The 23,582-nt window shown below is 63.0% G+C and carries 21 protein-coding genes and 1 tRNA gene; 16 read left to right on the forward strand and 6 right to left on the reverse strand.

Going from position 1 to position 23,582, the window contains the following annotated elements; translation table 11 throughout:
* The 10 genes from NZN28_RS00880 to NZN28_RS00925 form a co-directional block, all read left to right on the forward strand.
* Positions 1-195, forward strand: a 195-nt coding sequence (locus NZN28_RS00880; RefSeq protein WP_295394710.1) for a hypothetical protein, incomplete at its 5' end; no start/stop codon positions are given.
* Positions 196-284: 89 nt separating this feature from the next.
* A complete protein-coding gene (locus NZN28_RS00885; RefSeq protein WP_295394712.1) occupies positions 285-758 on the forward strand; it encodes a type II secretion system protein in 474 nt (157 codons plus the stop codon).
* Positions 755-1,231: a type II secretion system protein gene (locus NZN28_RS00890; protein ID WP_295394715.1), complete on the forward strand. Its 477-nt coding sequence runs from the start codon at positions 755-757 to the stop codon at positions 1,229-1,231. The genes NZN28_RS00885 and NZN28_RS00890 overlap by 4 nt, the downstream gene beginning before the upstream one ends.
* Positions 1,232-1,240: 9 nt before the next feature.
* A complete protein-coding gene (locus NZN28_RS00895) occupies positions 1,241-2,107 on the forward strand; it encodes a hypothetical protein (RefSeq protein WP_295394717.1) in 867 nt (288 codons plus the stop codon).
* Positions 2,095-4,008, forward strand: a complete 1,914-nt coding sequence (locus tag NZN28_RS00900) for a DUF4900 domain-containing protein (RefSeq protein WP_295394720.1) — start codon at positions 2,095-2,097, stop codon at positions 4,006-4,008. The genes NZN28_RS00895 and NZN28_RS00900 overlap by 13 nt, the downstream gene beginning before the upstream one ends.
* 28 nt (positions 4,009-4,036) lie before the next feature.
* Positions 4,037-4,621: a response regulator transcription factor gene (locus NZN28_RS00905; RefSeq protein ID WP_295394723.1), complete on the forward strand. Its 585-nt coding sequence runs from the start codon at positions 4,037-4,039 to the stop codon at positions 4,619-4,621.
* Positions 4,622-4,770: 149 nt separating this feature from the next.
* Complete coding sequence (locus NZN28_RS00910; RefSeq protein ID WP_295394726.1) at positions 4,771-6,879, forward strand: pilus assembly PilX N-terminal domain-containing protein; 2,109 nt, start codon at positions 4,771-4,773, stop codon at positions 6,877-6,879.
* On the forward strand, positions 6,876-7,331 hold the full coding sequence (locus NZN28_RS00915; protein WP_295394728.1) for a Tfp pilus assembly protein FimT/FimU: 456 nt from the start codon (positions 6,876-6,878) through the stop codon (positions 7,329-7,331). The genes NZN28_RS00910 and NZN28_RS00915 overlap by 4 nt, the downstream gene beginning before the upstream one ends.
* Positions 7,321-7,695: a prepilin-type N-terminal cleavage/methylation domain-containing protein gene (locus NZN28_RS00920; protein WP_295394730.1), complete on the forward strand. Its 375-nt coding sequence runs from the start codon at positions 7,321-7,323 to the stop codon at positions 7,693-7,695. Before NZN28_RS00915 ends, NZN28_RS00920 begins: the two co-directional genes overlap by 11 nt.
* Positions 7,696-7,702: 7 nt before the next feature.
* Positions 7,703-8,524 (forward strand): type II secretion system protein, encoded by an 822-nt coding sequence (locus NZN28_RS00925; RefSeq protein ID WP_295394733.1) that lies wholly within the window; start codon positions 7,703-7,705, stop codon positions 8,522-8,524.
* On the opposite strand, the gene lepA is transcribed toward NZN28_RS00925, so the two are convergent.
* Positions 8,521-10,320, reverse strand: a complete 1,800-nt coding sequence (gene lepA / locus NZN28_RS00930) for a translation elongation factor 4 (RefSeq protein ID WP_295394735.1) — start codon at positions 10,318-10,320, stop codon at positions 8,521-8,523. The two genes, NZN28_RS00925 and lepA, sit on opposite strands and share 4 nt — an antisense overlap.
* A 275-nt stretch (positions 10,321-10,595) precedes the next feature.
* Here lepA and NZN28_RS00935 point away from each other — a divergent pair, with 275 nt between their 5' ends.
* The 3 genes from NZN28_RS00935 to NZN28_RS00945 all read left to right on the forward strand — a co-directional run bounded on the left by NZN28_RS00935 (position 10,596) and on the right by NZN28_RS00945 (position 13,601).
* On the forward strand, positions 10,596-11,435 hold the full coding sequence (locus tag NZN28_RS00935; RefSeq protein ID WP_295394738.1) for an ABC transporter substrate-binding protein: 840 nt from the start codon (positions 10,596-10,598) through the stop codon (positions 11,433-11,435).
* Positions 11,436-11,704: 269 nt separating this feature from the next.
* Positions 11,705-12,682: an amino acid ABC transporter permease gene (locus NZN28_RS00940; protein WP_295394740.1), complete on the forward strand. Its 978-nt coding sequence runs from the start codon at positions 11,705-11,707 to the stop codon at positions 12,680-12,682.
* Positions 12,683-12,857: 175 nt separating this feature from the next.
* Entirely contained in the window at positions 12,858-13,601 is a 744-nt protein-coding gene (locus NZN28_RS00945; RefSeq protein WP_295394742.1) for an amino acid ABC transporter ATP-binding protein, read from the forward strand.
* 27 nt (positions 13,602-13,628) lie between these two features.
* On the opposite strand, the gene NZN28_RS00950 is transcribed toward NZN28_RS00945, so the two are convergent.
* Positions 13,629-13,704 (reverse strand) — tRNA-Asn (locus NZN28_RS00950).
* Positions 13,705-13,981: 277 nt separating this feature from the next.
* Here NZN28_RS00950 and dnaB point away from each other — a divergent pair.
* The 3 genes from dnaB to uvrA all read left to right on the forward strand — a co-directional run bounded on the left by dnaB (position 13,982) and on the right by uvrA (position 19,084).
* Positions 13,982-15,334: a replicative DNA helicase gene (gene dnaB / locus NZN28_RS00955; protein ID WP_295394745.1), complete on the forward strand. Its 1,353-nt coding sequence runs from the start codon at positions 13,982-13,984 to the stop codon at positions 15,332-15,334.
* Between the two features lie 36 nt (positions 15,335-15,370).
* The gene (locus NZN28_RS00960) at positions 15,371-15,973 is read left to right on the forward strand and encodes a hypothetical protein (protein ID WP_295394747.1); all 603 of its coding nucleotides are present in this window, start codon (positions 15,371-15,373) and stop codon (positions 15,971-15,973) included.
* Between the two features lie 171 nt (positions 15,974-16,144).
* Complete coding sequence (gene uvrA / locus NZN28_RS00965) at positions 16,145-19,084, forward strand: excinuclease ABC subunit UvrA (RefSeq protein ID WP_295394749.1); 2,940 nt, start codon at positions 16,145-16,147, stop codon at positions 19,082-19,084.
* Here uvrA and NZN28_RS00970 read toward each other — a convergent pair.
* The 4 genes from NZN28_RS00970 to NZN28_RS00985 all read right to left on the reverse strand — a co-directional run bounded on the left by NZN28_RS00970 (position 19,081) and on the right by NZN28_RS00985 (position 23,568).
* Positions 19,081-19,701: a deoxynucleoside kinase gene (locus tag NZN28_RS00970; protein ID WP_295394752.1), complete on the reverse strand. Its 621-nt coding sequence runs from the start codon at positions 19,699-19,701 to the stop codon at positions 19,081-19,083. The two genes, uvrA and NZN28_RS00970, sit on opposite strands and share 4 nt — an antisense overlap.
* Positions 19,702-19,755: 54 nt before the next feature.
* On the reverse strand, positions 19,756-20,412 hold the full coding sequence (locus NZN28_RS00975) for a deoxynucleoside kinase (RefSeq protein WP_295394755.1): 657 nt from the start codon (positions 20,410-20,412) through the stop codon (positions 19,756-19,758).
* Positions 20,413-20,517: 105 nt separating this feature from the next.
* Entirely contained in the window at positions 20,518-21,576 is a 1,059-nt protein-coding gene (locus NZN28_RS00980; RefSeq protein ID WP_295394867.1) for a trypsin-like peptidase domain-containing protein, read from the reverse strand.
* A gap of 150 nt (positions 21,577-21,726) precedes the next feature.
* On the reverse strand, positions 21,727-23,568 hold the full coding sequence (locus NZN28_RS00985; RefSeq protein ID WP_295394757.1) for an arginine--tRNA ligase: 1,842 nt from the start codon (positions 23,566-23,568) through the stop codon (positions 21,727-21,729).
* Positions 23,569-23,582 lie beyond the last annotated feature (14 nt).

Raw genomic sequence — 23,582 nt, forward strand, 5'->3', positions numbered from 1 at the left:
GCCGCCTGGAAACTCGAAAACATGCGTCTCGGCCCAGACGCATTCTTGTTTTCGTGGGCGGCCACGTCTTTGAAGGGCGCGGTAAAAGGGCAGCTTGTGAAATTTGAACTTTTGGACTCAGCGCAAGTGGTCTTTGTAATCGAAGGGGAAAAGCGCTGTTTGGGAGGCCACGTAAAGGCCAATAGTCTCTTTTGAGTTTTTGATTATCGTTCGGATTAATGTAACGAACCGACCCCCAACTGGGGGTTCTTGGCATTTGCGTGTCAATCCAGACTGAAGCAGGTATGCATAAACCATCTGAGGCATCCTGTTGGCACATAAAAAACCCCAGAGGGTTCACCTTGCTGGAACTTTTGGTGGTCATGGCGATTCTGGGAGTAGCGGCTGGTCTTGGTATTGCGCAGTTGCGCAACCTGGGTGAACGTCAGCAAGCAGCTGCGACGGTGGACCAGATTCGCCAGCTTTTTTGGCAGGGGGCCACTGCGGCTGCTAGCCGTGGGGGCACCAACTTCCTGCTGGTGCGAAGCGGTAACACCCTGCGGGTGCAGTCCCAGACCGATGGAAGTATCTTGCGAAGCGTCACCCTACCGGCGGGCGTTACCTGTAGCCTGAGCGATGGTACGCTTGCCACTTTTACCTCGCCGGGCAAGGTCAATTATTCCAGCAGCTTTCCTGCCAATCGCCAGTTCACCGTCTCGGCCAATGGGCGAACCTTTACCCTGACCGCAACCCTTATTGGGGAGGTGCGTCGGCAATGAAAAACAAAGGCCTGACTTTTGTTGAAGTGATTGTAGCGGCTGGGGCCCTGGCTATCGTGCTGGGTCTGTTTACTACCTTGCTGGTGGGGAACATGCGCCAGACCAGCGTGGTAGGAGGGCGTGCCCAGGCCAACCAGCTGGCTATTTTTCTGGGTCGGCAAATCCTCGAGGCCGATGATAGGGCTCTACCTCCATCTAACAGCAGTCTTAGCTGGAACTATGGTCAACTGAACAACTCGAGTACCGGCTTTGCCAGCCTTACTGCCGAACAGCAGTTCGGCAACATCGCCCTCTACCGGGCAAGCATCACCAATCAGGGGGTTCCTTCTTGGGCCGGTAGTGGTTGGCAGGTCAACCAGTACCGCATAGAGGTTTGCTGGCGAAGCCCGGAGGGTGAACAGTGTGTGCGTCAGGCCATCATCGGCCCCTCGCCTGCTCAGGCGGGCAGCGAGATCGTGACCAATATCAACTAGGAGGTTATCTTGCGTCCCCAAGCTTTTACGGTGCTCGAGCTGTTGCTGGCTCTGCTGGTGCTGGTGATAGTAATGTCCATTGCCTTCAACACCAGCATTCAGGGCCTTCAACTCAACCAGTCGAACGAAGCCATCAGCACGGCTCAGAACAAAGCCCGGCGGGTGCTGGAAGTGCTCAGCCAGGATTTGCGTACAGCCGCCTTTGCCATCGTAACCAATGCTCCTTTCAACAGCAACACCACCAGTATCTCTTTCGCCCAGGTGGCCGGCGGCGCCGGCTATACGGTGAGCGCAGTGGCAGGTAGCACCCTTACGCTGGTCAGCAACTCCGCCACCCTGGCCAGCGAGATTCCCGTGGGGAGCCGACTGGTGGTTGTGGATGGCAATGGCAACGCCGTACTGACCCGCACCAGCAGCCTGCCCGTAGCGAGCGGTTTGAGTACGTACACCCTGACCACCACCTGCAACAACCTCCCCGTCACCGCAACCTCGCAGACCCTGGCCTCGGTCATAAACCTGATGGGATATAGCTACGATACGGCTAACCAGAAGCTGGTTTATCAGGTTCAAGGGGATGCAGCTACAACCGATGTGGCCTTTGATGTGACCAACTTTCGCATTGACTACGTCTATCAGCGCCGCACGAGTACCGCAGTTACTGAGGAGCGCAACCCCAGTGGCTATCTGGTCAGTGGTCGCGTGCAGCCCTACTTTACCAGTGGTGGAGCGGAGTTCTTCCTGCGTCGCGTGCAATTCACCCTGGGTATCCAGATACCCCTACGGGGACGGAATGTCGAGCGTACCTACACAGGACAGGTAGATATGATCAACACCCTTTACTACCAAGCAAAGGTGGTGAATGTATGCAACCCATGAAGCACCCCCAGGGCATTGCCATTGTGGTGGCCCTGACCGTTATCTTGTTGCTAAGCGTAATCAGCGGCCTTATTTTCACCCGAACCATGAACGACCTGCGCACCAGTCGGGACAACACCGCACTGGCCCAGGCCATTAACCTGGCCCGGGGGGGAGCTGTGGCCGCTTCGGCCTTGCTATCCAACGAAGTGCGGGCCAGCTTAGAGAGCATTGCCCGCTCTGCCAACCCCAGCGCGGGCGGCATCAGCACCAGCGATGTCTGGTACTACGGGGGCAATAGCACCCAGCCCATCCCGGCCACGGTTGCTACACGACTGGCCATCCTGGCCGCCAATCTACAGACCAGTGTCAACAGCACGATTTGCAGTCGAAACTTTGCCCCAGATGGCTCTGGGGCCACTGTGCAGGTGCGAATCTTCTTTACCACGGCAGCGGCCTGTGGCCAGGCTTTCCCCTCAGCCGCCCAGCTACCCTCGGGGTATGTGGTGGATAACGACAACAACCCCAACACGCCGCTCACCCGCCAGGTGCAAGGTTATGCGCTGCCCTACGTAATGGTGGTGACTGCCTCGCCCGGCACTCCCTACCAGCGCAACGTTCTGGTACAGGGTGAGTATCGCTTTTTGCTGACCAACGGTAGCTTTGCCCGTTATGCCCTGTTTACCAACCAGCACCGAACCCGTTCCAACACAGCAGTCTGGTTTACCGGCAGTACGCTGTTTGATGGGCCGGTGCATACCAACGAACGCTTCCGGTTTTCCTTCAATCCGTGGTTTGGGGGCTATGTGACCAGTGCGGGTTGCTCCGATGCCGGGGCAAGCAGTTGTAATGGCACTATCAGTCCTGGGGCCCATTTTGGCTCGGGTAACAACACCACCTTCCTTTCACCCTCCCAGATGGCCAACCCCAATGCCCCTACCTGGACCAGCGGGGGTATCACCCATGCGCCTGTATTCGAGGGCAATCCCAAGGTCAACTGGCAGGAACCTTTTATTCCCATGCCGGTCAACGCCCAGAATCAGCGTGACGCGGCAACCGTGGGGGGACTTCTTCTCAACTTCAATGTGGCCCGCCTAACCCTGTATGCTGGCGATGCGACCGGAGCGCGCCCGACCTGTAATAGTTCCGGGGTGTGCAGCCCGGCTACCTCGACGCATCAGTATATTGAGGTTTGTCGTACCGCAGCCTGCACCGGTAGCGACCGTATTCTTTACCGCTATGCAGCCGACGGCATCCTCTACCGTCACAACGGGAGCTGGCCTGGCGTGGTGGAGCGGGCCAGTTTCAACGGGATGATCTTTGCTGAAGGGAGCATCAGCAACCTTACGGGCCCGGCTCGCACCGATAGCACCGACCCGGACACGGCGCCTCCTGCCCTGGCCCATTTCGCCCAGCTGACCGTGGCCAATGCTGGCAGCGGACGCAATATTCAGATTCAGGGCGATTTGAAGTATCAGAACCCTGCTTGCAGCGGGAACCCGTCCCGGAGCGGCAACACTGTTACCCGTGCCACCTGTAATAACCTTACGGCGGACAACATCCTGGGGGTGTATAGCCAGGATGGGGATATTCTGCTGGGCGACGGCACCAACAACTCCCTGCAAGACCTCACCGTGCACGGGGTGCTCATGACCTCCAGAGGCGAGGTTGCCGTGCAGAATTTCAGCACTATTGCGCCGCGGGGTTCCATTCGACTGCAAGGAGGTATTATCCAGTACACCTACGGAGCCTTCGGTCAGTTCAATAGTTCTACCGGAACCATGACGCAAGGCTACGCCCGCCAGTTCACCTACGATCCCCGGATGCAAGACCGCGCACCCCCTTTTTTTCCAACGACCGGAGTTGTGCAGGTCAGTGTGGCCACCCCCCTCAGCTTCGGCCAGCGAGAGCAGGTGTATTAGAGGCGAACGCAGTTATAGTAAATGACGGATGCGCCTGCTGATTGCCGACGACCACCCCCTGTTCCGCGTGGGCCTGCGGGCCGCCCTCGAGCGCGAGGGGTTCGAGGTGGTGGGGGAGGCCAACGATGGCCAGGAAGCCCTGAACCTGTGCTTGCAACTGCTGCCGGACGGGGTGGTCCTGGATGTGCGGATGCCGCACATGGACGGGATTACCACCACACGTATGCTTCGTGAGCATCGCTACCTGGGCCTGATTGCCCTCCTGACCACCTTCAACGAGCCGGTCTTGGTTCAGCAGGCGGCCTATGCAGGCGCCGATGCCTACTGGTCGAAGGAGCTACCCCCCGAGGCCCTGGCCGAGCGCCTGCGCCGGCTCAGCCTGGGGCAAGAGCCCCGCCTGCGGGCGCCCGAGCTGCCCAAACTGACCGTGCGTGAGCAGGAGGTCTTGCAGTGGATGGCCCAGGGGCTTTCGACCAAAGAAATCGCCCGCCATCTGCACATTTCGCCCGAAACCGTCAAGGATCACCTGGTGCGGCTCTACGAGAAACTCGAGGCCCGCAACCGCGTGGAGGCCCTCGAGCGCGCCCGCAGCCTGGGGCTGCTCAGCATTTGAGGATTCCGGGCATGGCTCTCGCTGCGTTCGGCCCGATATAGGCCCCCCTTTTTTCGAAGCTGCCCGAGCCTCACCCCCCAAATGGGGGTGTTAGAATTCAAGGGGCTTGCACATCATTCAAGTAGGTTTGAAAGACGCGGAGGCATTCTATGCCTAACACCAAGGGAATTACGCTGGTTTCGACGCTGGTGTTCATGTTTATCGTGATTATTCTGGTCAGTGTGGCCTCCCTCACCTCGCTCAACAACCGCCGCAACGCCCAGGATGCGCTGCGCACCTCGCAGGCCCAGTTTGCCGCCGAGGCGGGCCTCGAGCGGGCGGTGGCCCGGCTGTGGCACCAGGTGCTTTCGGAGGCCACCTCCTCCAGTGTGACCGGCTACCGGCAGGCCCTGGAGCGGATGGGCCTGACCAATGGAACCACCATCAGTAGCCTGTTTGGTCAGCCCCAAAACCTTGGGGATGGAAGCCGCTTTGAGGTGCGGGTCTCCAGGCGTGACACCACCACCCCCGCCGGTGAACCCCAGATCGAGCTCACCGTCGTTTCGACCGGCACCCTCGCCGATGGAACCACCCGCCGCTTGCAGCAGGTATTCCGAGTTGCGCGGGCCCCATTTCCCTTCGATTATCCCTTTCTGACCAACAAAGCCGACTGCATTTTTTGCCACCTCGAGGTGCGCAGCATGGACGCCTTCCGGGGCGACCCCAACCCCAACGACCCCAGCACCTGGTGGCGGCGAATCAAGGTGGGGGTGCTGGAAGACCTGGTCATGCGCGATGAGCAGGAGGCGGGCATTGTGCACGGCTCGCTGGTCACCCGGGGCACCGTGCGCCAGCAGTATAGCGGTCGCCTCGAGCCCTCTACCCGCTACTTCACCACCCTCGAGCCAGGCCAGACCCGAATCCGTTCGGCCACGCCCATCCGCCCCACCCCCGCCGACTGCCGCCAGCCCAGCAACTGCGCCACCACCCAGAACCTGTACTACAACTACCCGGACGGCAGCAACCTGGCTGCCTTCGGCAACCGCTACCCCGATGGCGAGCTACCCGACTTTTTCCCGCTGCCCATCCCCGACGATAACAACAACCGCCTGATTGACGATGCCGAGTGGCTCGATGAGGTTCAGGCCAGCCTGGAAAACCGCAACGAAAACTATTTTGCGGGCAGCATCACCGCTCCTGCACGGGTCAACCCCAGCGACATCGCCTGGCCTGGGGGTTCCGCGCTGCAAACGCTCGACTCGGCAGCACTGGGCCTCTCCCGCAACAACGTCATCCTGGACGGCTCGGTAACCCCCATCACCCTGAGCGGAACGGTGTTCATCAACGGCGACGTGGTCATCCGAGGCCGGGTGCGGGGCAGTGGAACCATCCTGGCTCGAGGCAATGTGTACATCCTCGGCGACCTGACCTACGACTGCGGGCAGGGCAGCACCCCGCAAGCCTGCGACTACCGGGAGCCGAGCCGCTTGCCGCAGCTCAACCTGATTGCCGGGGGCAATACCCTGATGGGGGATTTCCTGAGTATAGATACTTTTACAGCGGAAAATCTCAACCTGCTCCAGGCCAATCGAATTCAACTGCCCATGGGGGCCTGTCGGGCCAACCCGGCGCAGCCTGGGTGTGGGAGCGGCGCATCGGTAACCTGGCAGCGTGATCCCCTCTACCGGCCCAACCTGACCCTGACCGAGGTGACCAACTTCAACCGCAGTGAGTTGCAGCGCTGGTTGCGCAACAACGCCTACCGGCCTCGCTTTTACACCTATGGCGAAAACGAGGTTTACTTTGGCGATGGCTGTGAGCACGACCCCACGCGTTACAGCAGCTACCAGACCCTCCGGGCGGGGGCCCGGGTGCACACCTGCCAGGGGGATCGCTCGCTGGGCAGCGTAACGCTGAGCCAGGCTCAGGTGAACGCAATTCAAAGCCGCGCGGTGAGGTACGAGGTGACCTCGAGCTTCTTCGACAACACCTCCCTCAAGCAGCTCTGGAACGACTCGGCGCGCAACCGTCCGGCTGGCCCCCTTCGCACCGACGGGCTGCTCTACTCGGCCAACGCCATTTTCAGCGTGATTCAGAACGGTCGCGGCTACAACCTGGGGGGGCGCTGGGACCTGCGAGGGGCCCTGGTGGCGGCGGACACCGGCGTGCTGGCGCCGGTCAAGCTCGACATCTACCACGATGCCCGTCTGCGGCCCCGCATTCCGGGGGGTCAGCAGGCCCAGCTCAGCCGGGGTATATGGGAAGTGGTGGGCCAGTGAAAAGACTCTGCCCAAAGGGCGTCAGCCTGGTTGAGTTCCTGATTGTGCTGGCGGTGCTCGGCATCCTGCTGGGGGTGGGCTTGGTTTCGTTGCGGGCCTACCAGCAAAGCCTGGTGATTCGTGAAGCGGCGACCTTGGTGGCGACCGAGCTGCAAAGCATCCGCCAGCAGGCCCGGCGGCAGTCGGTCAACTTTTCCTTTCAGGCCAGCCCCAGCACCAGCAGCTACCGCGTGGGTCGCACCAGCCAGCTGGCCTCCCTCCCGAGCAAATCGCTGCCCTCAGGGGTGGTGTTTCAAAGCGTACCCTCGGGCGGTACCGTCCGATTCGATGCCCCCTATGGCATTGTGACCAGCGGAGCCAACAGCAGCTTCGTCTTGCGGGGGCCGGGCAACAGGGTGCTGAACGTCCACGTGGTGGGTCGAACCGGAAAGGTGGTGGTGCGTGCGCCGTAGCGGTTTTTCTTTTGTGGAGGTGATGGTCGCTCTGGCCATTCTCTCCCTGACCATTTTGATTTTGACCTATTTTGGCTCGAGCTTCACCCTCACCCGCAACGCCCAGATTGACACCCAGGCCCAGGCCTTTGCCCGGAGCTACTTCGACACCGTGCGGGCCAACTGGTCGAGCAAACAGGCTTTCAATGCTGCGGTGTTGCCCACGCTCACCCCGCCCAGCGGGTTCAGCAACCCCACGGCCAGCCTGAGCGCCGTCCAGACCATCGGAACCCAGGTGGTGCTGCGCCGGATCACCCTGCAGTTCACCGGCCCGCAGAACCGCTCTTACCGCTTCTCCACCGAGGTGGTTCTGCCTCCTTTGTAGAGGTTGCATGCGAACAACAGGCCTTACCCTCATTGAAATGCTGATTGCGGCCCTGGTGGGCGTGGCCATCCTGGGCTTGATTGCGGCCGGACTGCGCAGCAGCAGCGACAGCCTTCGGTTTGTGCAAAACTCCCAGCTCCTCACCGAAGACCTGCGCAACGCGGGCAACCTGGTGAGCGATTACATCGCCAAGGCCGCTTTTATCTATCCCCCCGGGGTGACCCTGACCATCGGCAGCACCGGGGGCTACACGGTGCGAAACCCCAACACCAACAACAATACCTGGCGCATCGGCCAAGACCCGGCCATTGCGCTGTTGTGGCCGCCCACGGTGGAGAATGGGGTGGAGGTGGTCAAGTTTGTGATGATCTACCCCCTCAACCGCGGCTGGGTGGTGAGCCAGGCCACAGGCGCCGAAAACCCCGGCCCCGACCCCGCCAACAACAACAAGTGGCTGCTGTACATCTATGAGCGCAACCTCCAGGTTGGCTCCAGCCGGCTTCCCAACGGACTGCCGCTCACCATTCCCACCGACCTGAGCGGTAGCTCGGGCAACCTGCTGGCCGACTATGTGCAGCCGGGGGGCTTTGCGGTGAGCTATAGCGACTGCCTGGGCTTCGACGAAAATGGCCTGGCCACCGCAGCCCCCTGCCCCCCAACCCCCCCGACGCCCCTCCGTGCCGAGCACAGCGCCGCACGGGTGCGTTTTTCCCTGCAGGGTGAGATCCGCCAGGGTGGGCGGGACGCCCGCGTGCCCGCAAGCCCCCTTCGCTTTGAAGCGGCCCCCCGCAACCTGCCTCTTCGGCTGACCGAGGTTACCCTCAACTAGTCGCGCCCCGCCGACAACACCGCCAGGAAGGCCTCCTGGGGCACGTCCACCTTGCCGATGGCCTTCATGCGCTTCTTGCCTTCTTTTTGCTTTTCCAGGAGCTTTTTCTTGCGGGTGATGTCGCCCCCGTAGCACTTGGCCAGCACGTCCTTGCGCAGGGCCTTTACGGTGGCGCGGGCAATAATCTTGCCCCCGATGGCGGCCTGGATGGGCACCGCAAACTGCTGGCGCGGGATGACTTCGCCCAGCTTGTCCACAATCTCGCGCCCGATGCTGTAGGCCTTGTCTTTGTGGGCAATGAAGGCCAGGGCGTCCACCGGCTCTTCGTTGACCAGGATGCTGACCTTGACCAGATCGCCCTCCTGATAGCCGATCTGCTCGTAGTCCATGGAGGCATAGCCGCGGCTGATGGACTTCAGGCGGTCGTGGAAGTCGTAGAGGATTTCGCCAAAGGGCACCTCGTAGACCAGCTCGACCCGCTTGCCAACATAGTGCATGTTGCCCATCCTGCCGCGCTTTTCCTGCAAGAGCTGCATGATGGCCCCCACGTATTCTTCGGGGGTGTAGACTGTAAGCTTGACGTAAGGCTCGTAGATGGCCTCAACCTTGTCCGGGCTGGGCAGCTCGGAGGGGTTGTGAATCTCGAGTTCGCTGCCGTCCGAGAGCTTGACCCGGTAAATCACGCTGGGGGCGGTGGAGATGAGGTCGAGGTCGAACTCGCGCTCGAGCCGCTCCTGCACAATCTCGGCGTGCAGCAGCCCCAAAAAGCCGCAGCGGAAGCCAAAGCCCAGCGCCTCGGAGGTTTCCGGCTCAAAGGAGAGGGCTGCGTCGTTGAGCTTGAGCTTTTCCAGGGCCTCCCGCAGCCGGTTGTAGGCCTGGGTGTCGGTGGGGTAGAGGCCGGCAAACACCACCGGCTTGGCCGGCTGGAAGCCCGGATAGGGGGCCTGGCAGGGGTTCTGGGCCGAGGTGATGGTGTCGCCGACCTGGGCATCGCCTATCTCGCGGATGGAGGCCGTTACCCAGCCGACCTCGCCGGGGCCGAGCCGCGCTACGGGCTCGAGGGCACCGGGCCGGAAGACCCCCACCTTGTCCACCTCGAACTCCTTGCCGGTGGACCAGATGCGGATTTTGTCGCCGGGCTGGATGCTGCCGTCCATAAGGCGCACATAGGGAATCACGCCCTGGTAGGCGTCGTAGATGGAGTCGAAAATCAGGGCCTGGGTGGGGTTTTGGGCAGCGCCCTTGGGGGCCGGGATGCGGGCCACGATGGCCTCCAGAATCTCGTCCACCCCCTGACCGGTCTTGCCGGAGGCAAACACGCAGTCGTCGGCGGGGATGCCCAGCACCTCCTCCACCTCGAGGGCCACCTCCAGCGGCTGCGCGCCGGGCAGGTCAATCTTGTTAATCACCGGGATGATGGTGTGCTCGTGCTCCAGGGCCAGGTAGAAGTTGGCAATGGTCTGGGCCTCCACGCCCTGCGAGGCGTCCACCACCAGCAGCACCCCCTCCACCGCGGCCAGAGCCCGGCTCACCTCGTAGCCAAAGTCCACGTGGCCGGGGGTGTCAATCAGGTTGAAGATGTAGGTCTGGCCCGACCGGCTCTCGTAAAACAGGCGCACCGCGCTGGCCTTGATGGTGATGCCGCGCTCGCGCTCGAGCTCCAATGAATCCAAAAACTGCTCGCGCATTTCCCGATCCGAGACCGCCTTGGTCATCTGGAGAATGCGGTCGGCCAGCGTAGACTTGCCGTGGTCTACGTGCGCGATGATGGAGAAATTGCGAATCCGCTCCTGCACAACCCACCATTGTAGCGGATGCTAGGGCAAACTCTGTAAGGAAGGCCGTGGCCGGGATCGCTCAAGGCCCGGGGCCCGAAGCGGAACGCTTCACGACCTGCAAGATGCGCCCTCAAACCCGCCAGGTGCGCCGGTGGAAATCTGCAAAAGTAAGCCCAGGCATCGGCTTCGCCGTGCGGGCGGAATCCGGCTCGAGCATTGACACGCCCATCTGGGTTTTGTAATGATGAGCACGACGTTTTGTTGGAATCCAGGCTCCAGAGGGAGGTTCGACCATGAAACGACTGTGGATGGCAGGTCTAGCAGCTCTTGCTTCGCTGGGAATGGCCCAGACCAAGATTGGCAACTGTGAGGTGACCGGCCAGAAGGGGCAGTTCCCCATTCGTCCGGCCATCGCCGGTCAGCTCACGGTGCAGACCAACCTGCCGGGGCCGGGCTTCTGGAACGGCGACAGCCCCGCGACCATCAAGGACGGCTTCGAGTACTGCCTGGCTGCCAACATCGCCCACCGCGCCGGGCTGGACAAGGTGGTGGTGCAGAACGTGGCCTGGGATGCTTTGATTGCCGGCCAGACCCGCAACTTCGACTTTGCCCTCTCGCAAATCACCATCACCGAGGCCCGCAAGCGGGTGGTGGACTTCTCCCGGCCCTACTTCTCCTCCGACATCGGCGTGCTGGTGCGCTCCGCCGATAAAGCCAAGTTCAACAGCCCGGCCAGCCTCAAAACGGCTCGGTTGGGTGTTCAGCAGGCCACCACGGCGGCCAAGTTCCTGAGCGAGACCCTGAAGCACCCGCAAAACCTGACCCGGGTCTTCCCCGATGTGGCGGCAGGCTTTACCGCCCTCAGGGCCGGGCAGATTGATGCCTTCATCATTGACACCTCGATTGTGCTGTCCGAGGCCGGCAAGTCGGGTGGGGCGCTGGCGGTGGTGGGGCAGTTCCAGACCGGCGAGAACTACGGCGCGCTGTTTGCCAAGGGCAACCCCAACCGGGCGCAGATTGACAAAATCCTGGAGGCGCTGGAAAAAGACGGCACCCTCAAAAAGCTCTCCCAGACCTACCTGGCCAAGGAATGGGGCATTGACCCCACTTCGGTGCCGCTCTGGCGGCCCTAGCCCTGGACCATCGTTCATGGTCCATAGTTCTTGGGCTGCAACTTGAGACCCGTGGCCTTGGGGGCGTAATCAAGCGGCGATGTTCCAGCTCGGGGGTGCAGGGATGCGCCCCCGGCTTTTTCCGGTAAAATCGCTTATCCATGAGGGAGCCGGGTTCAAACAGCAAGGAAGTGCGGCGACGTAATCCGACCCTGCCTCGGGATGGCTCTGGATTTGCTTGGCTGGCGCTAACGCTGGCCATTTTGCTCTGGCTGGCGACGGTTTGGGTCATGTGGCAGGTCAAGCAGGTCATGACCGCCAATGGTTTTCAGGCGCTCTGGGCCGATATATTGCTGGGGCTGGTGGCGATTTTACCCCTGGGGCTTTTGTTTCCGGCCAGCCAAAGCCTACGTCAGTCGGGGGCGGCCCGGCGGGCCTTGCAGAGCGAAAACCTGATTGCCGCCCGGGTACATGGCTCAGAAGCCCACACCTGGGCCTGGTTTACCCTGGGCTACGCCGGGGCGCTTTTGCTGTTTCTGCTGTTTGTGCTGTTTTTTATCGCCAACAACGTGGCGGTTGGGCGCACGTTTTTCCAGCTCGAGCTGATTGCCAACTCCTTTGGCCTGATTCTGCAAGCCTTCTGGATTAATGTGGTGATTTTCCTGTTCGCCGGTTTTTTTTCCCTGGTCTGGGGCCTGGTGGTGGCCATTGCCAAGCTCCTGCCCGGCAAACCGGCCCAGCCCATTCGCTTTATTGCCACCTTTTACACCGATGCCTTCCTGAGCCTGCCCTCCATCATTGTGATTTACCTGATTGGCTTTGGCCTGCCCCTCACCGGGATTGGCTTTTTTCGCAACCTGCCTCTAGAAGCCCTGGCGGTGCTGGCCCTGACCCTGACCTACGGCGCCTACATGGCCGAGGTCTACCGGGCAGGCCTCGAGAGCATCCACCCCAGCCAGTGGGCTGCGGCCCGCAGCCTGGGCCTCTCCTACGGCCAGACCCTGCGCTTTGTGATCATCCCGCAGGCGGTGCGGCGCATCATTCCGCCCCTGCTCAACAACTTCATCGGGATGCAAAAAGATACCGCGCTGGTCAACGTGGTGGGGGTCATTGATGCCTTCAACCAGGCCCGCATCATTGCCTCCAACGACTTCAACCTCTCCGCCGTGACCACCGTGGCCATCCTGTTTATCCTGATCACCATCCCCCAGACCCGGCTGGTGGATCGGCTGGTGGAGCGCGACCGGGCCCGTTTCCGCCAGGGTTAGCGAGGATGAAGGCCATGAACCCTCTCCTGCCGCCTACCCTGGCCCTTCGTGCGGGGAGGGCTTCTGGGCCCGGCCTGGTCAGGGGTACTGCTGAGGAGCAGCCCAGGCTTTCGGCCAGTGAAGTTTGGCCGTTCTCTGGCCGCAGGGGCCGGGCTTTTGACTGGGAGGGCGCTGCATGAGCTTCCTGGAAATCAAGAACGTACGCAAGCGTTTTGGCGCCAACGAGGTGCTGCGCGGCCTCAACCTGAGCGTGGAGGAACACCAGGTGGTCTGCCTGATTGGGCCGTCGGGCTGTGGCAAATCCACCTTGCTACGTTGTGTGAATGGCCTCGAGGAGATTCAGGGCGGCGAGATTCGGTTGCATGGCGACCGCATCACCGGGCCGGGGGTGGATCTGAACGCCCTGCGGCGCGATGTGGGGATCGTGTTTCAAAGCTTCAACCTGTTCCCCCACATGACCGTGCTGCAAAACATTACCCTGGCCCCCACGCAGGTGCTCCGAATGCCGGAGGCCGAGGCCCAGGAGAAGGCCCTGGCCCTGCTGCGGCGCATTGGCCTGGAGCACAAGGCCCGGGCTTACCCCGACCAGCTCTCGGGCGGCCAGCAGCAGCGGGTGGCGATTGTGCGGGCGCTGGCCATGGAGCCTATGCTGCTCTTGCTGGACGAGATTACCTCGGCCCTCGACCCCGAGCTGGTCTCGGAGGTGCTGAACCTGCTGCGTGAGCTGGCCCAGGAGGGCATGACCATGATTCTGGCCACCCACGAGATGGGCTTTGCCAAGGAGGTGGCCAGCAAGGTCTGCTTCATGTACGAAGGGGTGGTGCACGAAGAGGGCCCCCCCGAGCAGATTTTTGCCCACCCCCGGCACGAGCGCACCCAGCAGTTCCTGTCCAGCATCATCGAGGCCGGGCGGCTATGAAAAAAACCCAGGTTTCCCTGGGTTTGCTGGCTCCGCGAGCAGGGCTCGAACCTGCGACCATTCGATTAACAGTCGAACGCTCTACCAGCTGAGCTATCGCGGAACGCCTCGCCGATAGGCAGATAAAAATATAGCAGAGCCTGGTATAGTTGGCAAGCACGCCTGACCTCAGGCCCGTTTGGTGTGCGGTTCCATCCGGGTCTTGTCTGTTCAGCCGGCGATTTTCCTGATTCCAAGCGGCCTTCGGGGAACCGGCCTGGGGAGCGGGGTTAACCGCTCAGGAAGAGAGAGGGAAAATGAGCCTGGGCTGACCTTTGCCAAACCAGCCTGGATTGAATAGAGTAAGAGCTTGCTGATATTGGTTGAATAGGAGTATTGGCATGGCAACCACCCTAGAGGGCCGCGTACCCCCCCACAACATAGATGCCGAGGCCAGCGTGCTGGGCTCGGTGCTGCTGGACAGCGAGGTGCTGGACAGGCTCGAGGGCCTGCTGGCTGCCGATGCCTTTTACAAAGAGGCCCACCGCAAAATCTGGGAGGCCATGGTGGCGCTGCGGGCCCGGCGCGACCCGGTGGACCTGGTGACGCTCTCGGAGCAGCTCAGGCAAAGTGGGGAGCTCGAGAACATCGGCGGGCTCTCGTATTTGGTGGGGCTTTCGGAACACACCCCCACGGCGGCCTACGCCGACTACTACGGGCGGATTGTGGCCGAGAAGTGGACCCTGCGCAAGCTGATTGCAGCGGCGGGCGAGGCCATGAAGATGGCCTACGACGAAGAGGGGAGCCTCGAGGACATCCTCGACACCGCCGGACGCAAGGTGCTCGAGGTCTCCACCCAGGGGGCCCGCTCGGAGTTCCAGACCATGAAGGAACTCGTCCACCAGACCTTCGAGCACATCCAGTTGCTCTACGAGAACAAGGGCCAGGTGGACGGCATCAAGAGCGGTTTCCGCGAGCTCGACGCCCTGATTGGCGGCCTCACCAGCGGCTCGCTCAACATCATTGCGGCCCGGCCCAGCATGGGCAAGACCAGCTTTGCCCTGACCATTGCGCAAAACGTGGCGCTGCGGGGCGAGGGGGCTGGGGTGGCCATCTTCTCGCTGGAGATGCCCGCCGTGCAACTGGTCACCCGCATGCTCTGCTCCGAGGCCCGCATTGACATGAACCGGCTGCGCCAGGGCCAGCTCACCGACCGCGACTTTTCCCGCCTGGTGGACGTGGCCGGGCGCATCTCCGAGGCGGCCATCCTGATTGACGACACCTCCGACATGACCCTGATGGAACTGCGCGCCCGCGCCCGCCGCCTGCACGCCCAGCACAAGCTGGGGCTGATTGTGATTGACTACCTGCAGCTGATGTCCGGCCCCGGCGGTGGCAAAAACGGCGGCGAGAACCGCCAGCAGGAGATTGCCCAGATTTCCAGGGGCCTTAAGGGACTGGCCCGCGAGCTGGGCGTGCCGGTGATTGCCCTCTCGCAGCTCTCCCGGGCGGTGGAGTCGCGCCCCAACAAGAGGCCCATGCTCTCCGACCTGAGGGAAAGCGGGAGCATCGAGCAGGACGCCGACCTGGTGATGTTCATCTACCGCGACGAGTACTACAACCCCCACTCCGAAAAAGCCGGCATCGCCGAGATTATCATCGGCAAGCAGCGCAACGGCCCCACCGGCACCGTGGAGCTACAGTTCCACGCCCAGCACGTGCGCTTCAACGACCTGGCCAAGGACGAAATTTGACCCTGCCCAAAGGCCACCGGCGGCTACACTGCAAGGGTGCGGCTGGTCTGGCTCCTCATCGTCCTGGCGGGCAGCACCTTCTGGTTCATCCGGGAGGTGCAGGCCCGGCCCATTGCCCGCCCGCCGGGGGTGCTGGCCCCCTATGCGCCTTTCCAGGCCCCGCTGAGGCCACAGAGCGAGGTGCGGCTGGAGAAACCCGGCTATCAGTTCAGGCCGGTGGCCCATTTCGAGCTCGAGGCCCGCGTGCTCTCCAAACGTCTCTACCGCTACGATGCCGCCGCGGCCATTGCCCCGGTGGACCTGGCCCTGGGCTGGGGCCGGATGTCCGATACCGCCGTGCTTCGCCGGCTGAGCATCCGCCAGTCGGATCGCTTCTACTTCTACGCCTGGCGCGGGGAGCCCCCCATCCCGGCAGAGGAAATAGTGGTCAGCAGCGCCAACATGCACCTGATTCCGGGCAACGACCAGATTCGGCTGCGCCTGGAGCGGGTTAAGCCCGGCCACCTGGTGCGCATCCAGGGCTTTTTGGTCAACGTGACGGGCCCCCGGGGCTTCTACTGGAACACCTCCACCGTGCGCCACGACAGCGGCAACGGGGCCTGCGAGATTGTCTGGGTGGCCGACCTGGCGGTGCGGTAGGCGGAGGGCCAAACGAGCCGGAAATCCGGGCCAGCCAGGCTTCATCCACGGGTTGCGTTTGGGCCGCCGATGCCGCCGTTTTGGGTTGATCCAAAAGCTCCATAATACACCTTATCCGCCATGGAGCGTATGTTATTTACATAACCCAGGCCTGGGTGTTATAGTGCACGGATGGACAGAATTATCGTCCGGGGAGCCAAAGAGCATAACCTGAAGAACATTACCGTTGAACTGCCTCGGGGGCAGTTCATCGTCATTACGGGGGTCTCGGGCTCGGGCAAGAGCACCCTGGCCTTCGACACCATTTACGCCGAGGGGCAGCGCCGGTATGTGGAGAGCCTTTCGTCGTATGCGAGGCAGTTTTTGGGGGTGATGGAAAAGCCCGATGTGGAGAGCATCGAGGGGCTTTCCCCGGCCATCTCCATTGACCAGAAGACCACCTCGCACAACCCGCGCTCCACGGTGGGTACGGTCACCGAGGTACACGACTACCTGCGCCTCCTGTTTGCTCGGGTGGGCACCGCCTACTGCCCCCACTGCGGGCGGCCCATCGAGCGGCAGTCGGCCTCGGAGATTACCGACCGGCTTTTCCAGAAGCCCGAGGGCACCAAGGCCATCCTGATGGCCCCGGTGGTGCGGGGGCGCAAGGGCGAGTACCGCAAGGAGTTCCAGCAACTGCAAAAAGAGGGCTACGCGCGGGTGCGGGTAGATGGGGTGATCTACACCCTGGAAGAAGCCCTGGGGCTCAGGCTGGAGAAATACGAGAAGCACGACATTGACCTGGTGGTGGATCGGGTGGTCTTGAAGCCGGAGGAGCGCGCGCGCATCGCCGAGTCGGTGGAGCTGGCGCTGTTGCGCGGCGAGGGGCTGATGCGGGTTTTGTACCCCGAAACGGGCTCCGAGGAGCTTTTCTCGGAAAAGTTTGCCTGCCCGGAGCACGGGAGCGTGCTGGAGGAGTTGGAGCCCCGCATCTTCTCCTTCAACGCGCCCTACGGGGCCTGCCCGGACTGCTCGGGCCTGGGCTACAACCAGGTCTTCGACCCCGAGCTGATTGTGAACCCCGAGCTCTCGCTGGCCGAGGGGGCCATCATCCCCTGGAGCAAGGGCCGCGACAACGGCAAGGGCTACCTGTGGGATCGGCTGCGGGCCCTCTCCGAGCACCTGGGCTTCGACATGAAGACCCCCTTCAAGCAGCTCTCGCCGGAGGCCCAGCAGGCGGTCTTGCACGGCCTGCCCGAGCCTTTCGAGGTGGTCTTCCGGCGCAACGGGCGTGAGACCATGCGCTTCATGGTGAGCTACGAGGGGGTGATTCCCTGGCTCGAGAACCGCTACCACGAGACCGAGTCCGAAGGGTTGCGCGAGGCCCTGGAGGCCTACATGACCCTCAAGGCCTGCCCGGCCTGCGGAGGTACGCGCTACAAGCGGGAGGTGCTCTCGGTGCGGGTGGGCCAGTTCAACATTGCCGAGGTCTCCAACCTGCCGGTGCGCGAGGCCAAGCAATTCTTCCAGGCGGTGGCCCACAACAACCTGCTGGAGGTGGGGGAGCGGCTCAGGCCCTTTCGCATCCCCCTCGAGGGCCTGGCCGAGCCCCGGGAGCTGCGCAACCTGAACGAGTTCCAGATGCAGGTGGCGGCCCCCATCTGGCGCGAGATTTACAGCCGGTTGGGTTTTCTGGAGGATGTGGGCCTGGACTACCTGACCCTCGACCGTGCAGCCAACACCCTCTCGGGCGGCGAGGCCCAGCGCATCCGGCTGGCCACCCAGGTGGGCTCCGGCCTGACCGGGGTGCTCTACGTGCTGGACGAGCCTTCCATCGGGCTGCACCCCCGCGACAACCAGCGCCTGTTGGCCACCCTCAAAAAGCTGCGCGACCTGGGCAACACCCTCTTGGTGGTGGAGCACGACGAAGAGACCATGCGCGAGGCCGACTGGATTGTGGACATGGGGCCGGGGGCCGGGGTGCACGGCGGCGAGGTGGTGGCCGAGGGGCGGCTGGAAGACATCCTGGCCCACCCCACAAGCCTGACCGGGGCCTATCTGCGGGGCACCAAGCACATTCCCGTGCCCAAAACCCGGCGCAAGGGCAACGGCAAGTGGCTGGTGGTCAAGGGGGCCCGCGAGCACAACCTCAAGGGGGTCAACCTGCGGATTCCCCTGGGCAAGTTTGTGGCCATCACCGGCCCCTCGGGGTCCGGTAAGTCTACGTTGGTTCACGACATCCTGTACGCGGCGCTGGCTCGAGACCTGATGCGGGCCAAGGCCATCCCAGGCCGCTTCGAGGGCCTCGAGGGCATGGAGCACCTCGACAAGGTCATCGAGATTGACCAGTCGCCCATTGGCCGCACCCCCCGCTCCAACCCTGCTACCTACACCGGCATTTTCGACGAAATTCGGGACCTCTTCTCCAAGACCCCCGAGGCCCGCAAGCGCGGCTACGAGGCCGGGCGCTTCAGCTTCAACGTCAAAGGCGGGCGTTGCGAGGCCTGTGGGGGCGACGGCACCAAAAAAATCGAGATGCTCTTCCTGCCCGACCTGTACGTGCAGTGCGAGGTCTGCAAGGGCAAACGCTACAACAAGGAAACCCTGGAAGTTAAGCTGCGCGGCAAGAACATCGCCGATGTGCTGGACATGACCGTGGAGGAGGCCCTCGGCTTCTTTGAAAACATTCCCACCATCGCCCGCAAGCTGCAACTGATGGTGGACGTGGGCCTGGGCTACATGAAGCTGGGCCAGCCCTCGCCCACCCTCTCGGGCGGCGAGGCCCAGCGCATCAAGCTCTCCACCGAACTAGGCCGCCGCTCCACCGGGCGCACCCTCTACATTCTCGACGAGCCCACCACCGGCCTGCACTTCGAGGACACCGCCAAGCTGCTCTCCGTGCTGCACCGCCTGGTGGACGGGGGCAATACGGTGGTGGTGATTGAGCACAACATGGACGTGGTCAAGACCGCCGACTGGGTGGTGGACCTGGGGCCCGAAGGCGGCGCCCGCGGCGGCCAGATTGTGGCCGAAGGGACCCCCGAGGAGGTAGCCCAGACCCATAGCCCCACCGGAGCCTTCCTGGCCCGGATTCCCGAGATCAGGCAAAAGGTGGGGGTGGCGGCAGACTAAACCAAAGGGGTGCTCAGGCCGTAGGCCTCCAGCATCCGAAACATCAGCTCGCGGGCTTCTTCATCGTCGGCATAGTTGACGGTGTCGCTGGAAATGACCAGCACCGGGGAGAGGTCGTAGGCCCCGACCCAGGCCTCGTAGAGCTGGTTGAGCGAGGCCAGGTACTCGGTGGGAATGCTTCGCTCATAGTCCCGCCCCCGGCGGGCGATGTGGGCTTGCAGGGTTTCGACCGAGGCCCGCACGTAAATCAGCAGGTCGGGTTTGCGCAGCGCCGGCGCAATGCCTTCGTAGAGGGCCAGGTAGGTTTGCCAGTCCCGCTCGGAGAGGTGGCCCTCGAGCCACAGGTTCTGGGCGAAGATAAAGGCGTCCTCGAACACCGTGCGGTCCTGCACCACGTGCAAGGCGGGGTTGATTTGCTTCAGGTGCTGCGCCAGCCGCTTGGCCAGGAAAAACACCTGCGACTGGAAGGCCCAGCGCCCCATGTCGGCGTAGAAGTCGGCCAGGTAGGGGTTCTCGTCTACGGCCTCGTAGACCGGCAAAAGCCCATAGCGTTCGGCCAGCAGCTGGGTCAGGGTGGACTTGCCGGAGCCGATGTTTCCTGCAATGGCGAGGTACATGGTGGTTGAAGGTTCTGAGTGGGCCGGAGGCCAGGGTGGATTAAGAAGCGCTTTTCAAGAGGGCTCGAGGCGGGCCGGGCTCGAGGCAGGGCCAGTTCGACCCGCCTCGCTGGCCGGGATGGCCAGCCTTTCCTGCACGCGCCGCACAATCCAGTCCCGGTCGGCTTCGCGCTCGGCAAAGTCGAACTCCTGGGTATCCAGAACCCACAAGGGATGTGGATAGGTGGCAAAGTGGCGTTCGTAGAACTCGCTCAGGCGGGCCAGGTACTCAGGTTCCATCTGCTTTTCGAAGACGCGCCCCCGGCGGCGGATGCGCTCCAGTATCACCGGCAAGGGGGCCCGCAGGTAGAGGGTCAGGTCGGGGGTGGGCAGCTTGGGCGAGAGGTGGGCGTAGAGGTCGTGGTACAGCGCCCACTCGGCCCCGCTCAGGTTCATGGCGGCGAAGATGGCGTCCTTGTCGAAAAGGTAGTCGGCCACCACCCCCCGGGCAAACAGGCTGGGCTGGGCGAGGGTTTGCAACTGCTTGTAGCGCGAGAGCAGAAAGAACACCTGCACCTTGAAGCCGTAGCGGGCCGGGTCTTGGTAGAAAAGCGGCAGGAAGGGGTTATCCTCCACCACCTCATGCAGGCTCTCGGCCCCCAGCCGCTCGGCCAGCAGCCGGGCCAGGGTGGTCTTGCCCACCCCAATCACTCCCTCAATGGCGATATACATCTGCTTAAGGCTAAAAGCTAAACGACTAAAGCGGAAGACTTGACATCTTCAAGCCAGGCGCTAAAGGCCTGGAGCAAGCGTTCAGCCCTGGGCTTGAAAGGGCCTCTAGCGTCTGGCAACCATGGTCAGGGTCACATCCAGCCGCCGCCCGTTGCGCCAGATGGTCAGGTTGACCCGGTCACCCGGGCGGTAGCGGGCGATGGTCTGGGTTACCTCGCCGGCGTTGCGCATGGTGCGGCCATTCACGGCCAGGATGACATCGCCCAGGCTGACCAGCTTGCCGCGCTGGTCGCGCTGGGCCGGGCGCAGGCCGGCGCGCGCGGCGGGGCTGCCGGGCTGCACCTTTTCAATCATGGCCCCACGGGTGGAGAGCAGGCCCACCCGCCCCAGCAGAATGGGGTCGAGTTCGCCCAGGTCGAGCAGGGTGGCCCCCAGGTTGCCCCGCTGGGGCACCCCGAAGCGCTCGAGGTCGCTCACACTCTGCCGCACCAAATCGCCCGGAATGGCCACCCCCACCCCGCCCACCCCGCTCAGGTCGCCCAGGGTGGCGTTGGCCACCCCCACCACCCGGCCCTGCAAATCGAGCACCGGGCCTCCGGAGTTGCCCTGCACAATGCGGGCATCGGTGAAGAGCAAATCGCCGATTTCCGCGCCCACCTCGGGGTCGAGGTCGTTTTTCTCGGCGGCGGTGGGGCCGGTTCCGGCCAGAATGCCATAGGAGGCCAGGTTGCGCTGGCCAAAGGGGCTGCCAATCACCACCAGCCCCATCCCCACCGGCAGGTTTTGCGAACTGCTGAAGGATAGCTGGGCCGGGGCGGTCACCCCCTGTACGGTCAGGATGGCAATATCAATGCCCTTGTCCACCGCAAACACCTGGGCCGGGAAGGAGCGCCCGTCGAACAGCTCCACGCTGATATCGCGTAAATCCTGCACCACGTGGTAGTTGGTGATGATGCGGCTGGGCGCATAAAAAAACCCCGACCCGTTGGTGGGGCCTTCGTTGCCGGTCTGGGGGTCGCGCAGGATGCCAGATATCTTGACCACAGCGGGTAAAGCCCTGCGAATGACCTCCACCCGGGCCACCTCCTCGGGGGTGGTCAGGCGGGGTGCCTGGGCAAGGGCCGGGGTCAGCGCCAACAGGGTGAGGAGGGCAATCGTGCGCATCGTCAACAAACCGTTTTCATTCTCATATGCGCTGGGTGAGTAATCAATAGCTGCTCAGAAACCGCCCGAAGAGGGGTTATCTCCCTGGAACGGGATTCTGCGGTCGAACAGGCGCTCTGGCGGTGTTCAAGAAACCTTAATCTGCCCAATCTACATGACTTCGGGTGCTTGCAAGCCCAGCAGTTCCAGCCCTTGCCCAAGCGTCTGCCGCAGGGCCCGAACCAGTTTCAGGCGCACGCCGCGCAGCCCCTGGGGGGCGGTCAGAACCGGGGTGGCCGGCTTTCCATCCGGGGTTTTGGCGTTGTAGAAGCTGTTCCAGGCGGCGGCCAGCTCGAGCAGGTACTGGGCCAGGATGTGCGGGGCCTGGTTTCGGGCGGCATCCTGAATGGCTTGGGGGAAGCGCAGCAGATTTTTGGCCAGGGCGATTTCATGGGCGGTGGCCTGGCTGTAATCGGCCTCCTCGTGCAAAACCCCCTGTTCCTCGGCTTTGCGCAGGATGGCACCGGCCCGCGCGTAGGCGTACTGGATGTAGGGGCCGGTGTCGCCCTCGAGGCTCAGGGCTTGCTCGTAGCGGAAATCAATCTGCTTTTTGGCCTCGGTTTTGAGCATGGCGAAGCGCACCGCGCCCACCCCAATCTGCTCGGCGGCCTCTGCCGGGCTGGGGTGGTCGGGGTTCTTCTCGGCCATCACCGCCCGCACCCGCCGGACGGCCTCGTCCATCACCTCGTCCACGCTGACCACGATGCCCTTGCGACCGGACATCTGACGGCCCTCGAGCAGCACCGTCTCGTAGGCTAGGTGGAAGCATTTTTCGGCCAGGTCGTGCCGGCCCTCGACCTCGAGCGAGGCCTGAACCACCCGCAGGGCATGGCTCTGCCGAGCGTCCACCACGTTGATGGTCTCGCGGGCTCCCCCAAAGGACATCCGCGCCCCCTCTGGATGGGTGCTGTAGAGCCGGGCGCCGCTGGGCTGGGTGTCGTACTCCACAAACTTGAGGCCCTGTAAAAGCCCCATCTTCCAAAACTGCAGGGCGATGTCCTTGGCGGTGTAGGTGCTGGTGCCGTTGGAGCGGATCAGCACCAGGTAGGGGTCTTCCAGGCCCGGAATGAAGGCGCTGGTGTCCATCACCAAAGCCCCGGCGTACTTGCCCTCGGTAGGCCGCAAGACGTAAGGGGAGTCCTCCAGGGCCTGCATGGCCTGGCCCAAAAGCCCCTCCCGCACGATGTCCGACTCCCACACCAGGGCGTCGTACTCGGCCCCCAGGCGGTACATGGTTTGCAGCTGGGCCCGCAAAATGCGCTCGACCTCGCCGCGCAGCTCGCCGGCCTCGAGGCGGTGCAGGGTCTCCTGCACGCCTTGTTCGATGGCCGCTTTCTTCTGGGGGTCTTCCATTTCCTGGTGCAGCCGCACGTAGGCCTGGCCCACCCAGTGGTCGTACTTGGCCCCGGCGGGCGGGTTTTCCAGGCCAAAGTACTTCAGGGCAAACAGGCTCTCGGCGGCTTGCCGTCCGGTGTCGTCAATGTAGTTCATCACCTCCACGCTGCGCCCGGCAAAGCGCAGGATGCGGGCCAGCGAGTCGCCCAGGCAGATGTTGCGCAGGTGACCCACGTGCAGTTCCTTGTTGGGGTTGACCGAGGTGTGCTCCAGGAGCACCTTGCCCTCGGTTGGCGGGAAGGGGGTCAGGGGTAAGGTGGCCGTCTGCACCAAGAAAGCGGGGTCTAGCTCAAAGTTAAGGTACCCGCCGACCACAAAGGTGCGCCTGACCCAGGAGGGTTGCTGGATGTTCTGCGCTAAGTCGGCGGCAATCTGCGGGGGAGCCTTGCGCAGGGTGCGGGCCAGGCTCATGGCAATGGGCGTGCCATAGTCACCTTCCTTGCCCGCCGGGGTTTCCTGCACGATGATTTCAGGCCATTCGCTCAGCCCCAAAGCTTGCAGGGCCTGGGCGAGGGTCTCCTTGAGCAGGGCTTTGATATCGGGGCGATGGGCTAACACCGCAATAGGATAGC

It is taken from the genome of Meiothermus sp. (genome assembly GCF_025056915.1).
GTDB lineage: Bacteria > Deinococcota > Deinococci > Deinococcales > Thermaceae > Meiothermus.

What these genes read in the sequence shown, in the direction of transcription:
- NZN28_RS00935 (WP_295394738.1), top strand. Translation starts at nt 10,596, where the DNA reads ATGAAACGACTGTGGATGGCAGGTCTAGCAGCTCTTGCTTCGCTGGGA.
- NZN28_RS00890 (WP_295394715.1), top strand. Translation starts at nt 755, where the DNA reads ATGAAAAACAAAGGCCTGACTTTTGTTGAAGTGATTGTAGCGGCTGGG.
- NZN28_RS00945 (WP_295394742.1), top strand. Translation starts at nt 12,858, where the DNA reads ATGAGCTTCCTGGAAATCAAGAACGTACGCAAGCGTTTTGGCGCCAAC.
- NZN28_RS00905 (WP_295394723.1), top strand. Translation starts at nt 4,037, where the DNA reads ATGCGCCTGCTGATTGCCGACGACCACCCCCTGTTCCGCGTGGGCCTG.
- NZN28_RS00925 (WP_295394733.1), top strand. Translation starts at nt 7,703, where the DNA reads ATGCGAACAACAGGCCTTACCCTCATTGAAATGCTGATTGCGGCCCTG.
- NZN28_RS00940 (WP_295394740.1), top strand. Translation starts at nt 11,705, where the DNA reads ATGTGGCAGGTCAAGCAGGTCATGACCGCCAATGGTTTTCAGGCGCTC.
- NZN28_RS00910 (WP_295394726.1), top strand. Translation starts at nt 4,771, where the DNA reads ATGCCTAACACCAAGGGAATTACGCTGGTTTCGACGCTGGTGTTCATG.
- NZN28_RS00885 (WP_295394712.1), top strand. Translation starts at nt 285, where the DNA reads ATGCATAAACCATCTGAGGCATCCTGTTGGCACATAAAAAACCCCAGA.
- uvrA (WP_295394749.1), top strand. Translation starts at nt 16,145, where the DNA reads ATGGACAGAATTATCGTCCGGGGAGCCAAAGAGCATAACCTGAAGAAC.
- NZN28_RS00980 (WP_295394867.1), bottom strand. Translation starts at nt 21,576, where the DNA reads ATGCGCACGATTGCCCTCCTCACCCTGTTGGCGCTGACCCCGGCCCTT.
- NZN28_RS00900 (WP_295394720.1), top strand. Translation starts at nt 2,095, where the DNA reads ATGCAACCCATGAAGCACCCCCAGGGCATTGCCATTGTGGTGGCCCTG.
- NZN28_RS00970 (WP_295394752.1), bottom strand. Translation starts at nt 19,701, where the DNA reads ATGTACCTCGCCATTGCAGGAAACATCGGCTCCGGCAAGTCCACCCTG.
- dnaB (WP_295394745.1), top strand. Translation starts at nt 13,982, where the DNA reads ATGGCAACCACCCTAGAGGGCCGCGTACCCCCCCACAACATAGATGCC.
- NZN28_RS00975 (WP_295394755.1), bottom strand. Translation starts at nt 20,412, where the DNA reads ATGTATATCGCCATTGAGGGAGTGATTGGGGTGGGCAAGACCACCCTG.